The sequence below is a fragment of the Streptacidiphilus carbonis genome (assembly GCF_000787775.1).
Lineage (GTDB): Bacteria > Actinomycetota > Actinomycetes > Streptomycetales > Streptomycetaceae > Streptacidiphilus > Streptacidiphilus carbonis.
The window spans coordinates 205,740-218,911 of record NZ_BBPM01000003.1 but is presented as its reverse complement, the minus strand read 5'-3'; the positions used below and the strand labels follow the sequence as shown (position 1 = coordinate 218,911).

The following is a 13,172-nucleotide window of genomic DNA, read 5'->3' as shown; positions in this document are numbered from 1 at the left end:
TTCGGTATCAAATGGCAACACTGCGCAAAGATTCGGCCAGTCTGGCGAAGGCGCGCTGGATATCCGGACGGGTGAGGTGGGCGTAGCCGAGGACGAAGCGGGTGGCGTCCCGGGGCCGCTCCTCGGCGCAGTAGTCGCTCAGCGGGCGCAGCCACACCCCGGCGGCCGCGGTGACGGCCTCCGGCAGTGGGAAGGGGAACTCGGCGATCAGGTGCAGCCCGGCGGCGATGCCGCTGACCCGGACCCCGGGGACGGCCGCGGTCAGCGCCTCGATCAGGGCGTCCCGGCGCTCGCGGTAACGGCGCTGGCACAGCCGCAACTGCCGGTCGTAGCGGCCGGAGCGCAGGAAGGCGGCGAAGGCGGCCTGCTCGGCGACGGCGTTGCCCAGGTCGGTGACCCGCTTGGCCTCCACCAGTTCGTCCAGCAGGTCGGCGGGCGGCACCATCCACCCCAGTCGCAGCCCCGGGGCCAGCGACTTGCTCACCGAGCCGGTGTAGAGGACGAGGTCGGGGGCCAGGCCCTGGAGCGCGCCGACCGGGGCCCGGTCGTAGCGGAAGTCGCCGTCGTAGTCGTCCTCCACCAGCAGGCCGCGATCGGCCGCCGCCCAGGAGAGCAGCGCGGCCCGGCGCGCGGGGGAGTGCACCACGCCGGTGGGGAAGTGGTGCGCGGGCGTGATCACCGCCGCGCGGGCCCCGCTGGCGGCGAGCGCGCCGGGGTCCAGGCCCTCCGCGTCCACCGGGACCGGGACCGGACGCAGTCCGGCGGCGGTCAGCAGCGGGTACTGGGGCAGGCTGCCCGGGTCCTCCAGGGCGACCGTCCGGTGTCCCCGGGCCCGCAGCACCCGTCCGAGCAGGGTCAGCGTCTGGGCGACGCCCGAGCAGACCAGCACCCGCTCGGGCGCGACGACCACCCCCCGGCGCCGGGCCAGCAGCTCGGCCAGGGCGGCGCGCAGCTCGGGCAGGCCCTGCGGGTCCGGGTAGTCCAGGGCCGCGTCGGGCAGGGCGGTCAGGGCGCTGCGGTGGGCGGCGGACCAGGCCGCGCGGGGGAACAGGGCGAGGTCCGGCAGCCCGGGACGGAAGTCGGTCACCGGCGGCGGCACCGGCTGAGGCGCGGCAACGGCGGGCGGGGACGGGGTGGGGCTGAGCGCGGCGACCCAGGTGCCGGAGCCCTGACGGCTGGTCAGGTAGCCCTCGGCGATGAGCTGCCCGTACAGCTCGCTGACCAGGCTGCGCGACACCCGCAGGTCCCGGGCCAGGTCCCGGGTGGACGGCAGCCTGGTCCCGGCCGTGAGCCGCCCCTCCCGCACCGCCTGCCGCAGCGCGGCGCCCAGCTCCCGGCCACGGCCGCGCTGCGGACCCGAGGCGGCCGGGAGCAGCAGCTCCCAGGCGGGGGAAGCGGGGGAAGCGGGGGAGTCGCTGGGGGAAGTGGTCCGTGAACTCCGCATGGGAGTGGACCTTAATCCGGACCACTGCGGCCGGGAAGCTGCTTGCATGAACCGACCACCCCTCCCCTCCGCCTCCGGCGCGGTCCTCGCGGCCGGCGCCGCCCTCCTCGTCGGCACCAGCTTCGTCGCGATGAGCCTGCTCGGCGGCTATCCCGGCCTCGGTGGCCAGGGACTGCGCTACGGCGCGGCGGCCGTGGTACTGCTGTTCCTGGCCGCCCGCGGCCCGCGTGGGCTGGCCCCGGCCCGTGAGCTGCCGCTGCGGCTCTGGCTGCGGCTGGCACTGCTGGCGGCCACCGGAATGGTGGGCTTCAACCTCGCGGTCCTCACCGCCGAACGCAGCGCCGAACCGGCCGTGCCCGGCGTCGTCGTCGGCTGCGCCCCGCTGGCCATCGCGATCCTGGCACCGCTGCTGGAGCGCCGCCGCCCCTCGCCGCGGATCGCCGGCGCGGCCCTGCTGGTGGTCGCCGGGGCGGCGGTGGTCCAGGGCTTCGGCCGCACCGACGCGGCCGGTCTGGGCTTCTCGCTGCTCGCACTCCTGGGCGAGGTCGCCTTCGGCCTGGTCGCCGTCCCGCTGATCGCTCCGCTGGGCCCGCTGCTGCTCTCCGGGTGCGCGTGTGCGGCGGGCTCGGTCCAGGCCCTGCTGCTGGGGCTGGCGCTGCAGGGGCCGGCGGCGCTGCGGGTGCCGACCGTGGCCGAGGCCCTGGCCCTGGCCTGGATGGCGCTGCCGGTCACCGTACTGGCCTTCTGGGCCTGGTACACCGGGGTCGAACGGCTGGGACCCGAGCGGGCAGGGCTCTTCAGCGGCGTCATCCCGGTCGCAGCGGCGGGGGCCGCGCCGCTGGTGGGGACGGGGACGCTCGGCCTCGGCCAGATCGCGGGAAGCGTGTTGGTCGCCTGCGGGGTGGTTGTCGGGACTCGGGTGCGGCGTGTGCCGGACTTGTCGCGCAGTTCCCCGCGCCCCTACCGGGCTGCAACCGAACCACCGGGAGCAAGTCGCACCATCAGGGGCCCGGGGAGCTGCGCGTCAGAAGGTGGTCAGCCGACGGCGTCGATGGCTTCGACCAGCCAGGTGTAGACGGCCCGGCGGGAGGTCGGCGCCGGTTGGTCCTGCAGTACCGCGAGCAGTCGGCGATAGCTCTCCAGCCGTTCGTCGTAGCCCGGGTCGAGCTGGGCCCCGACCCGGGCCCGGACGGCTGCGAGCCGTTCCGGGCCCGGGTCGCCGAGCAGGCGGTCGACCACTGCCGCCGCCTCGGGCGAGTCGGGCGCAAGCCCCTCCCGCAGGGCTGCGCCCACCGTGCGGTCCAGGTTCTCCGCGAAACGGCCGTGCCGCTCCGGCTGGGAGCTCTGCTCCACCGCACTCCGGACGTGCTGCTGGAAGCCCGGGTCCGACATCAGCTCCGCCAGCTCCAGCCAGGCGTCCGTCTGCTCCTGGGTGGGGTCGTCCGGCAGGTGGTGTGCTGCGCCGCGGAGCCGGGCCTGGAGCTCGGGTCCGCCGTCCAGGCCCGCGCAGGCGCGGGCCGCGAAGTCGTCGATCATCTGCTGCCGTTCCTGCGCCGACAGCCGCGCCATACGGTTCAACCGGTCCATGTTCTCGGGCTCCTCCCGATCTCCTGCCGCGATGGCGGACAGCACCGCGCGGCGCAGCCGCAACGTGGCGATCTGCGTGTCCAGGGCCGCGACGTGGGTCCTCGCGACCTCGGCCACCGTGCTCTCGCGGTCCAGCACCCTGCGGACCTCGGCGTGGCTGAGGCCCAGCTCGCGCAGGGTGGCCACCAGTTCCAGCCGGGCCACCCCGGCCGGATCGTAGAGCCGGTGTCCGCCCGCGCTCCGGGTGGCCTCGACCACCACCCCGGCCTCGGACCAGTAGCGGATGGTCCGGACCGGCAGCCCGGTACGATGTGCGAGTTCACCGATGGTCAGCAGCGGTGCGGCTGCGTTCTGCGTGCCGTCCATGGCCCAGAGTCTGCGACCTCCAGCCGCTGGAGATGCAAGCCCCTCCCTCACAACAGGACGAACTGGCCGTCAGGCCCTTCCTCGTGGTGCAGCAGCACTGACGCCGGGCGGCGGGAGCGGTCCGGGACGGGGAGTACGCCGGCCGCGGACAGGTCGGCGGTGCCGATTCCGTCCGCCGCGGCCTTGGCCGTGACCGCGGTCAGGGCCGGGCGCAGTTCGGCGAGGAGGGTCAGGACGGTGACCAGGTCGACGAGGTCGGCGGTGTACTGCTGGGGCCAGCCGGTCAGCCCCAGGGCCTCCAGGGTTCCCGGCTGGGCCTCGGGGTCGGCGCAGCGCTCGGTGAACCAGCGGGCCAGCACCGGTTCCCCGGCGGCGTGGAACTCCCAGGCGCTGCGGGCGACGGGGGAGAGGCGGCCGCTGCCGATCAGCAGGGAGTCGTCCTCGGCGTCGTGGTCCAGGGCGTCCGGGAGGCCGGTGACCCGTTCCCGGACGAAGGGGCGGCGTCCGCCCGGCATCCGCAGCGGGCCGAGGCCGGCGGCGGAGCGTTCGCCGAAGGTGTGCAGCCAGAGCACCCGCCGACCCAGTTCCAGGCCCTCCGCCCAGAGGCCGGCGTCGGCGGGCAGGGGTACCGGCACCTCCTCGCCGGTGCGGCCGACCGGGTGCGCGGTCACCGCCGCGATCCAGGCGAAAAGGTCCTCGGCGCCGACCGGAACGCCCAACTTCCGCCGCAGCAGCGCGGTCAGACCCGGCGTCAGATTGGGCTCGGTGCCGCCGGGGCGGCGGTAGAGCGGATGGATCCGGCCGGTGCCCTTGGGGCGGGCGCCGTCCGGCAGCTCGGCCGAGAAGGCCACGGCGGGGCCGCCGGGAGCAGCCCCGGCCGCGTCGGGGGGCTGGACGGCGGCGAAGAGCTGGCGTCCGTCCGCCACCCGCCACAGCTCGGGCCGGGGCTGGTCCAGCAGCCGCTGGTCGGCCAGCAGCCACTGCCGGTCGAACGCGCCGTGCCGGATCCGGACCGGCTCCGGGGCGGGACCGGGCTCCTGGGAGAGCCGCCGGGTCGAGGTGGCCTGGCCGGCCAGCTGGGGTACGGCGCTGTCCACCGTCCGGGACCGGGTGGGCCGGAACAGCTCGGCCCGCTGCCGCGGGTCGGCCCCGGCCAGCCGGTGCCAGCGCGCGGCCAGCACCTCGGGATGCGCGGACCTGACCCACCCCCGCCCCACCCGCAGCCCGGGCACCGACCACGGCATCAGCTCACTGAGAAGCGGCACACCGGCCACCTGGCACCTCCCGTCGGCCATGCTACCGAGCTGCCCCGCCCGCAGGCGTGCGCATGGTCTGCCGCGCAGTTCCCCGCCGCCCCTGACCATCTGCAACCGGCTCAGTTGCAGCCCTCAGGGGCGCGGGGAACTGCGCGATCAACCACGCACGACCCCAGCCGAGTCGCCTCAGCAACCACCTGTTCGCCGCCGCCCTCCCGGTGCCGGTCCGGGCGGTGGTGCGGAACCGGTAGGTGAGTCGCCACGTCAGACGGCCATGACTCGAACAGTGAACCGAAGGGTGCTCCTCGGTGCCGTCGCGGCACTGCTGGCGGGGTGTGCGGCGCAGGGCGGGGCTGCCTCCTCGGCCGCACACCCGGCATCCCCCTCTGCCTCTCAGAGCGCCGCCACACCGCAGCAGGACGCCCGGGCCGACGTGTCCGCGAGGCTGCGTGGCTTCGTCGCGCCGCCAGGCGCCCTGCAGTTGACGGCTGCCCCCGCCGGATCCGCCGCCGTGTTCTACGCACTGCCGACCGGTGCCAACACTGTGGTCGCGACCGCGTACTGGACCTATCCGGGCACCCCGCAGCAGGCCGTCGGCTGGTTCACCGCGCATCCCCCGAAGGGCAACTGGGGCATAGGCAGAGGCAGCACGAACGGTGTACCGGACGAGCTCACCTTCGGTTGGCCCGGCAGCGCGCTGCTTCAGTCACGCGCGACGGACGTCTCCTTTGCGGCGTACAGGGGGGCCACGCTGATGCGGGTCGAGGCCGAGGACACCTGGCGTCCCGCCCATCCGGCGGCGGCGACGGTCCCGACCGGAGTGACCCGGCTGGTGGTCACCGCGTCCAGGAGGTCCAGCCCCGCTCCTCTCCCGTCCTGGTCGCCGGTGACCGTGACCGACCCGGGACTGGTGGCGAGGACGGTGCCCCTGGTCGATGCGCTGCCCACGGCGCCGGTCGGGGTGTTCTCCTGCCCGGCGGATTTCGGCGCGGAGATCACCGTCGACTTCTACCGGGGCAGCGGAGCGGACGCCGCGTCGCCGGTGGCCGTGGCTGTCGACACGCTGACCGGGTGCCAGCGGAGCACGTTGAGTGTGCGAGGCGGGTCCCAGCAGGTCGCACTGGAGGGCGCCGGGCCGCAGACGCTGGCGCTGCTGAAGCTGTCCTTCCCGCCGTTGTCCGGATGACTGGCACCTGATCCACCGGGCGTGCGAGGCTCGGTGCATGACCGACCTGCAGATACGTACTGCCACCCGCGCCGACGTCGTCCCGCTGCTGGAGTTCTGGAGGAGCGCCGCCGAGGGGACGAGCATCAGCGACGACGAGGCCGGCGTGGGCCGGCTGATCGCCCGGGACGCCGATGCGGTGCTCATCGCCGAGCGGGACGGGCGGATGGTCGGCACCGTCATCGCCGGGTGGGACGGCTGGCGCTGCCATCTGTACCGCCTGGCGGTCGACCCCGGTTCCCGCCGCCAGGGGATCGGCGGCGCGCTGCTGGAGGCCGCCGAGCAGCGCTTCACCGCGCTCGGCGGGCGTCGTGGCGACGCGATGGTGCTGGAGCGCAACGAGTTGGGCCAACGGGCGTGGCGTGCCGCCGGCTATGCGCCGGAGTCGCAGTGGCGCCGCTGGGTGAAGAAGTTCTAGGGGTCGGTTGTCCGTCATCGGCGTCACTCGTGGGCGATGGCGTCCAGGACGTTCAGCCGGGAGGCGCGCAGGGCCGGGCCCAGGGCGGCCAGTAGGCCGACCAGGGCTGCGCCGAGGACGACGGCGATGACGGTGGTCCACGGTATGGAGAGGGACTGCATGCCCTTCAGGGAGAGCAGGTGCTGGGCCGCCAGCCCCCAGAGCAGTCCCAGGCCCAGACCGAGCACCGCGCCGAACAGGGCGATGACCACCGACTCCAGCCGCACCATCCGGCGCAGTTGGCGGCGGGACAGGCCGATGGCGCGCAGCAGGCCGATCTCCCTGGTGCGTTCCACCACGGACAGCGCCAGGGTGTTGACGACGCCGAGCACCGCGATGATGATCGCCAGCGCCAGCAGGCCGTAGACCAGGTTGAGCAGGACGTCGATCTGCTGCCGGATCAGTTTCTTGTAGTCGGACTGGTCCCGGACCTGGACCTGCGGGTCCTTGGCGATCGCCGTTGTGATCGCCGCCTTGACCTGCGCCTTGTCCGCGCCCGCGGCGACGTCGACGAACACTCCGTCGTCCTGCACCCCCGGGGCGTACTGCTGGACTGTGGCGGTGCCGGCGACCGGGCTCTTGCCGATGCCGGTCAGACTGTTGTTGTCGACGTTGTTGACCGCCCCGACAGTCAGCGGCACCTGGGTGCCGTTGGGGAACAGCACCGTCAGTCTGCTGCCGAGGGCCAGGTGGTGGTCGTCCGCGTAGGTGGAGGCGATCATCACCGCGCCCGGGGCGGTGGCCGCCGCGACCGTGCCGGAGCGCAGCGACAGGTGCACCACCCGGTCGAGGCCGCTGGTGCTGCCGAGCATGTTCACCTTGGTCCGGCTGCCGTCGGGGGCGATCTCGGTCACCGGAACCGCCTGGGTGCGTACCAGCAGGCCCACCCCGGGGACGCCCTGGACGGCCTGGGCCACCTCCGCAGGGAAGGGCTGGCCCTGTCCGTTCTGGACGATGAAGTCCGCACCGATGGTCTTGTCGACCTGGCTGTCGAACGAGGCGCCCATCGAGGAGCCCACCACGGACAGCGCGGCCACCAGCGCCAGGCCGATCATCAGCGCCGAGGCGGTGGCGCTGGTCCGGCGGGGATTGCGCAGCGCGTTGCGCTGGCTCAGTGCGCCGATGGAGCCGAAGACCCGGGGGAACCAGCCGCCGAGCACCCGGATCACCGGCCGGGCCAGCAGCGGCCCGGTCATGATCAGGCCGATCAGGCTGAGCAGCACGCCGATCCCGAGGAGGCCCGCCGCCGTCCCGGCCGCGTGCAGGGTCCCCGCGGCCACCAGCGCGGCCGCGCCCAGCAGCACCACCGTCCCGCCGAGCACCGCCCGCCGCCGCAGCGGCGCGCCGCGGCCCGGGGTGTCCGCCTCGCGCAGCGCGGCCATCGGCGACACCGAGGCGGCGCGCCGGGCCGGCAGGTAGGCGGAGACCGCCGTGACGATCACGCCCACCGCGTAGGCGGCCACCGGAGTGGGCCAGCGGAAGGCGATCTCACTGCCCTTCAGCTCCATGCCGACCCCGCCGATCAGCTTGATCAGCAGTTGCGCCAGCCCCACCCCGACCAGCAGCCCCAGGGTGGAGCCGACCACCCCCAGCAGCACCGCCTCCACCATCACCGAGCGGTTCACCTGCCGTCGGCTGGCCCCCAGCGCCCGCATCAGGCCGAGCTCCCGGGTGCGCTGCGCGACCAGCATCGAGAAGGTGTTCAGGATCAGTGAGATGCCCACCAGCACCGCGATCCCGGCGAAGCCCAGCAGCGCGTCCTTGATCACGGACAGGAAGGTGCCCAGCTGCTGCGACGAGTCCTTAGCCGTCTGGGCGGCGGTCTTGACGTCGTAGCCGCTGCCGACCACGGGTTCGACCCGCTGCTTCAGCACGTCGTCCGAGACGCCCGGGGCGGCGGTGACGTCCACCGAGGTGAGCAGGCCGGCCCGGCCGAGCAGGCGCTTCTGCGCGGTCGCGGTGTCCAGGAAGACCAGGGTGGCGCCCGGGTTGGTGGTGTTGAAGGTCGCGATGCCGGTGACCCGGATCGGGAAGCTGCCGGGCCCGGCGATCACCCGCAGCTGCTCGCCGAGGGTCAGATGGTGCTTGCGCGCGGTGTCGGCGTCGATGACCGCCTGGCCGTCGCCGGCCGGGGCGCTCCCCGAGGTCAGGTCCACCACCGAGCGGGAGGTCGGCACCCAGTTGACGCCGATGGTCGGCGCTCCGCCGATCGAGCCGATGTTGTGGTCGGCCGCGTCCACCAGCACGATTCCGGACACGCCGACCCCGGGCCGGGCCGCGGCCACGCCCGGGACCGCGGCGACCCTGGCCACCAGCGCATCGGACAGGGTGGCCACCGAGCCGGAGAGGTCCTGCCGGCCGGTGGCCAGCTCGGTGTGCGGGGTGACGCTGACATCGGGGGCGGTGTTGCGGAACAGCCGGTCGAAGGTGCCGCTGATGGTGTCGGTGAACATCAGCGTCCCGGCCACGAAGGCCACCGACAGCAGCACGGCCAGCAGCGAGAGCAGCAGCCGGCCCTTGTGGGCCAGGAAGCCGCGCAGCGTCGCCTTCAGCATGGTGCGCTCACCTTCCCCTCGGTCAGCGGTTCCCGGACGACCGGCCGTCGATGGACGGGCCGTCGACGGATTGGCCGTCGAGGCGGCCCATCCGCTCCAGCACCGCGTCCGCCGTCGGCGCGGTGAGCTGTTCCACGATCCGACCGTCCGCCAGGAACAGCACGATGTCGGCGTAGGAGGCGGCGACCGGGTCGTGGGTGACCATCACCACGGTCTGCGCCAGCTCGTCCACGCTGCCGCGCAGAAAGCCCAGCACCTCGGCGCCGCTGCGCGAGTCCAGGTTGCCGGTGGGCTCGTCGGCGAAGATGATCTCCGGTCGGGAGGCCAGCGCCCGGGCCACCGCGACCCGTTGCTGCTGCCCGCCGGACAGTTCGGACGGCCGGTGCCGCAGCCGGTCCCCGATGCCCAGCGTCTCGATCACGCGCTTCAGCCAGTCGGGGTCGGTGCGCCGCCCGGCGATGTCGGCGGGCAGGGTGATGTTCTCCTCGGCGCTCAGCGTGGGCAGCAGGTTGAACGCCTGGAAGACGAAGCCGACGCTGTCGCGCCGCAGCCGGGTCAGCTGCCTCTCGCCGAGCGCGGTGATCTCCGTGTCGCCGATCCAGATCCGGCCCGAGGTGACCGTGTCCAGGCCGGCCAGGCAGTGCATCAGGGTGGACTTGCCGGAGCCCGAGGGGCCCATGATGGCGGTGAAGCGGCCCCGCCCGATCTCCACGTCCACCGTGTCCAGCGCCACCACCCGGGTGTCGCCCGCGCCGTAGGCCTTGGTCAGCCGCTCGGCCCGGGCGGCAGCGGGCGCAGTCGCATGCCCGGACGCGGGACTGCCGGGCGATGGGGTCCCGGACGGCGTACGCCCGGACGGTTCCGGTTCGGAGATTGCAGGCATCGACCCACCCCCAGTCGGTCCGCCGCCGGATGTGCGGCGCCTGAGAGGAGCCTAAGCGGGGGCACTGACAATCGCATCCTCCTGCAGGACGCCCCGGTTGCGGATGCCCCTTACATGCAGTCGGCCGGTGCTTTCCGTGCGACCTCTTGACAGTGCCCTAGCAAAAGGCCACGATCCTTGCCAGCAGTTAGGAAACCTTCCTAACGATAATCCGACCAGGAACTGAAAGGTCGTCATGGCGAAGACCCCCACACGCTCCGTCGCCCTCGCCGCAGCCGCAGCCATCGCCCCCGCACTGGCGCTGCTCGCCGGTGCCCTCCCGGCCCACGCCTCGGGTTCCTTCCCCACCCACTACTCCGCGCCCTACCTGGAGCTCTCCAGCAGCAGCGCCGGCGACATGGCCGCGGACCTGAAGGCGAGCGGCGACAAGTACTACACGTTGGCCTTCCTGATCCCCAAGTCCGGTTGCACGCCCATGTGGGAGGACGGCAACAGCTCGCTCGGCGCGTTCACCTCGCAGGTCAACTCGCTGAAGTCGTCCGGCGGCAATGTGATCGTCTCCTTCGGCGGCGCGTCCGGCGGCGAGATAGCCCAGACCTGCACCTCGGTCAGCAGCCTCACCGCCGCGTACGCCAACGTGGTGAAGACCTACGGGATCACCCGGCTGGACTTCGACATCGAGGGCGACTACCTGAACAACACCGCGGCCAACTCCCGCCGGGACCAGGCGCTGGCGGCGCTGCAGAAGTCCAACCCCTCGGTCCAGGTGGACTACACCCTCCCGGTCGACCCCACCGGCCTGGAGTCCAACGCGCTCACCCTGCTCAAGGACGCCAGGAGCAAGGGCGTCAACGTCAACCTGGTCAACATCATGACCATGGACTTCGGCGACGGTGAGAACGCCCTCAAGGACGCCGAGTCGGGCGCCAACGCCACCGAGAAGCAGCTCGCCTCGATCTACGGCACCAGCTCCTCGGCGACCTGGAACAAGATCGGTCTGACCCCGATCGCCGGGAAGAACGACGACAACGAGAACTTCACCCAGGCCAACGCCGCAACCCTGGAGTCCTTCGCGGCCTCCAAGGGCGTGCAGGAGCTGGCGTTCTGGGAGGTCGACAGCTACGACAAGGCCGTGAAGTACGCCTACTCCAAGGTCTTCAACAAGATCACGGGCTGACCGCCCACACCCCGCCGAGGGCGGGCGCGAGACAGGAGCGGGCCGTGGTCCGGAGGGGGACACGGTCCGCTCCCCCGTGCGCGGAGCCCACCAGCCCGGCCGGGAGCGCGCCCAGCAGCGGCGCCCCGGCGACGACCGGCAGATCGGCCAGATTGCAGCGGGCGGCCAGGTCCGGCTCGGCCGGCCAGGCGCCGATCACCAGGCCGAGCAGCGGTACGCCCCGGTTCCGCAGTGCCTCGGCGGTCAGCGCGGTGGTGTTGAGGGTGCCCAGGCCGGCCGTGGTCACCAGCAGCACCGTGCAGGAGTGGCCCAGCGCCGCCAGCGCGGCCGGCACCTCGGCCAGCGTCGAGCCCTGCTCGTCGTAGCGGACCAGCAGCCCGCCCGCGCCCTCGACCAGGACCAGGTCGTGGTCCAGGGCCAGCCGGGCCGCCTCCTTGGCGATCTGCTCCGGCGATACCGGCGGCAGTCCGCTGCGTGCGGCGGCGGTGGCCGGGGCCAGCGGCTCCGGGTAGCGGCCCAGCTCACTGGTGGTCAGCGGGCCCGCCAGGCGCACGACCTCGTCGGTGTCGCCGGGCTCGTCCGGGCCGACCCCGGTCTGCGCGGGCTTGAGCACCGCGACCCGTCGTCCGGCGCCCAGCGCCAGAGTTGCGACCGCGGCCGTCACCACGGTCTTGCCGATCTCGGTCCCGGTGCCGGTCACCAGCATGATGGTCATCGTGGATCAGCCCTTCCCGGCGGCGGCGGCGACCCCCGCGCAGACCGCGGCCAGATCGTCGTCGCCGGTCACATACGGCGGCATGGTGTAGACGAGGTCGCGGAACGGGCGCAGCCAGACGCCCGCACGGGCCGCGGCGCGGGTGGCCGCCGCCACGTCCACCTCGTGGTCCAGCTGGACCACCCCGATCGCGCCCAGCACCCGGACGTCGCGGACGCCGGGGAGCGCTGCGGCGGGCGCGAGCCCGGCCCGCAGCCCGGCCTCGATCCGCTTGACGTTCGAGGCCCAGTCCTGGCTCAGCAGCAGCTCGATGGAGGCGTTGGCCACCGCGCAGGCCAGCGGGTTGCCCATGAACGTCGGCCCGTGCGCCAGCACCGGGACCTCGCCGCCGCTGATCCCCGCGGCCACCGCGCCGGTGCACAGGGTCGCCGCCAGGGTCAGGTATCCGCCGGTCAGAGCCTTGCCCACGCACATCACATCGGGGGAGACCCCGGCGTGGTCGGCGGCGAACAGCGCGCCGGTGCGGCCGAAGCCGGTGGCGATCTCGTCGAACACCAGCAGCACACCGTGCCGGTCGCAGAGCCGCCGCAACTCCCGCAGCAGCGCTGGGGAGTGGAACCGCATCCCGCCCGCGCCCTGCACCACCGGCTCGACGATCACGGCCGCGGTCTCGTCGGCGTGGCGGCCGATCAATTCGTCCAGGTGGGCGGCGTAGCCGGGGTCGACCGGGGCGTCGAAGCCGTTGGCGCCAGAACTCCGGACAGGCCCTGGGGCCGGGGGTGCGTCGGCGAAGATCTGACGGGGCAGCACCCCGCTCCACAGCTGGTGCATCCCGCCCTCGGGGTCGCACACCGACATGGGGTGGAAGGTGTCGCCGTGGTAGCCGCCGCGCCAGGTCAGCAGCCGCTGCTTGGCCGGGCGGCCGACCGAGCGCCAGTACTGCAGGCACATCTTCGCCGCGACCTCGACCGCGACCGAGCCCGAGTCGGCGAGGAAGACATGCTGCAGCGGCTCCGGGGTGATCTCCACCAGCCGGGCGGCCAGCCGGACCGCCGGCTCATGGGTGAGGCCGCCGAACATCACATGGCTCATCCGGCCGAGCTGGTCGCGGACGGCCTCGTCCAGCACGGGGTGACCGTAGCCGTGGATCGCCGCCCACCAGGACGACATCCCGTCGATCAGCTCGTCCCGGCCCTCGACCGGCTGGGACATCCGCAGCCGCACCCCGCGCGCGGACTCGACCGCGAACGGGGGGACGGCGGCGGGCATCGCGCCGTAGGGATGCCAGACGTGGGCGCGGTCGAGTTCGAGCAGCCGGTCCGGGGCGAGCCTGGACGAAGCGGACATCTGGGTCGCCGGGGGCAGCGGGCGCAGCGGGGTCACGCGTTCGGGGGCAGATCGGTGCCCGCGCCGCGGCGGCGCACCGAGACCAGGTCCCGGCGCAGGCCGGACGGCTGGTCGGGCAGCTCGGGGCCGGCGGCGGGCACGGCGGCGGCGGGGGCGGCAG

11 protein-coding genes are annotated in these 13,172 nt (G+C 73.7%); 4 read left to right on the top strand and 7 right to left on the bottom strand.

Features of this window, described 5'->3' with window-relative positions:
• Positions 1-7: 7 nt before the first annotated feature.
• Positions 8-1,444, bottom strand: a complete 1,437-nt coding sequence (gene pdxR, locus TR46_RS03770) for a MocR-like pyridoxine biosynthesis transcription factor PdxR (RefSeq protein ID WP_042393248.1) — start codon at positions 1,442-1,444, stop codon at positions 8-10.
• 46 nt (positions 1,445-1,490) lie between these two features.
• Between pdxR and TR46_RS03765 the strand changes: the two genes are divergently transcribed.
• Entirely contained in the window at positions 1,491-2,519 is a 1,029-nt protein-coding gene (locus tag TR46_RS03765; protein ID WP_052432524.1) for a DMT family transporter, read from the top strand.
• Here TR46_RS03765 and TR46_RS03760 read toward each other — a convergent pair.
• Both TR46_RS03760 and TR46_RS03755 read right to left on the bottom strand, forming a co-directional pair.
• Positions 2,480-3,397: a helix-turn-helix domain-containing protein gene (locus TR46_RS03760; protein WP_042393246.1), complete on the bottom strand. Its 918-nt coding sequence runs from the start codon at positions 3,395-3,397 to the stop codon at positions 2,480-2,482. The genes TR46_RS03765 and TR46_RS03760 overlap by 40 nt on opposite strands.
• 47 nt (positions 3,398-3,444) lie before the next feature.
• Entirely contained in the window at positions 3,445-4,662 is a 1,218-nt protein-coding gene (locus TR46_RS03755; RefSeq protein ID WP_369405977.1) for a type ISP restriction/modification enzyme, read from the bottom strand.
• A 277-nt stretch (positions 4,663-4,939) separates the two neighbouring features.
• Here TR46_RS03755 and TR46_RS03750 point away from each other — a divergent pair, with 277 nt between their 5' ends.
• Positions 4,940-5,839, top strand: coding sequence for a hypothetical protein (locus TR46_RS03750; RefSeq protein WP_152626286.1), 900 nt, complete (start codon positions 4,940-4,942; stop codon positions 5,837-5,839).
• Positions 5,840-5,876: 37 nt separating this feature from the next.
• Positions 5,877-6,296, top strand: coding sequence for a GNAT family N-acetyltransferase (locus TR46_RS03745; protein WP_042393240.1), 420 nt, complete (start codon positions 5,877-5,879; stop codon positions 6,294-6,296).
• 23 nt (positions 6,297-6,319) lie between these two features.
• Here the strand turns inward: TR46_RS03745 and TR46_RS03740 are convergent, their stop codons facing one another.
• Both TR46_RS03740 and TR46_RS03735 read right to left on the bottom strand, forming a co-directional pair.
• Entirely contained in the window at positions 6,320-8,890 is a 2,571-nt protein-coding gene (locus TR46_RS03740; protein WP_042393239.1) for an ABC transporter permease, read from the bottom strand.
• Positions 8,891-8,912: 22 nt separating this feature from the next.
• A complete protein-coding gene (locus TR46_RS03735; RefSeq protein ID WP_052432523.1) occupies positions 8,913-9,773 on the bottom strand; it encodes an ABC transporter ATP-binding protein in 861 nt (286 codons plus the stop codon).
• Between the two features lie 235 nt (positions 9,774-10,008).
• On the opposite strand from TR46_RS03735, the gene TR46_RS03730 reads away from it, so the two are divergent.
• Positions 10,009-10,950: a chitinase gene (locus TR46_RS03730; protein WP_052432522.1), complete on the top strand. Its 942-nt coding sequence runs from the start codon at positions 10,009-10,011 to the stop codon at positions 10,948-10,950.
• Here TR46_RS03730 and bioD read toward each other — a convergent pair.
• Both bioD and TR46_RS03720 read right to left on the bottom strand, forming a co-directional pair.
• The gene (gene bioD / locus TR46_RS03725) at positions 10,940-11,665 is read right to left on the bottom strand and encodes a dethiobiotin synthase (protein WP_042393238.1); all 726 of its coding nucleotides are present in this window, start codon (positions 11,663-11,665) and stop codon (positions 10,940-10,942) included. The genes TR46_RS03730 and bioD overlap by 11 nt on opposite strands.
• Positions 11,666-11,671: 6 nt before the next feature.
• Positions 11,672-13,012 carry an adenosylmethionine--8-amino-7-oxononanoate transaminase gene (locus TR46_RS03720; RefSeq protein ID WP_042393419.1) on the bottom strand — a complete coding sequence of 447 codons (1,341 nt, stop codon included), beginning with the start codon at positions 13,010-13,012 and terminating at the stop codon, positions 11,672-11,674.
• Positions 13,013-13,172: the final 160 nt, after the last annotated feature.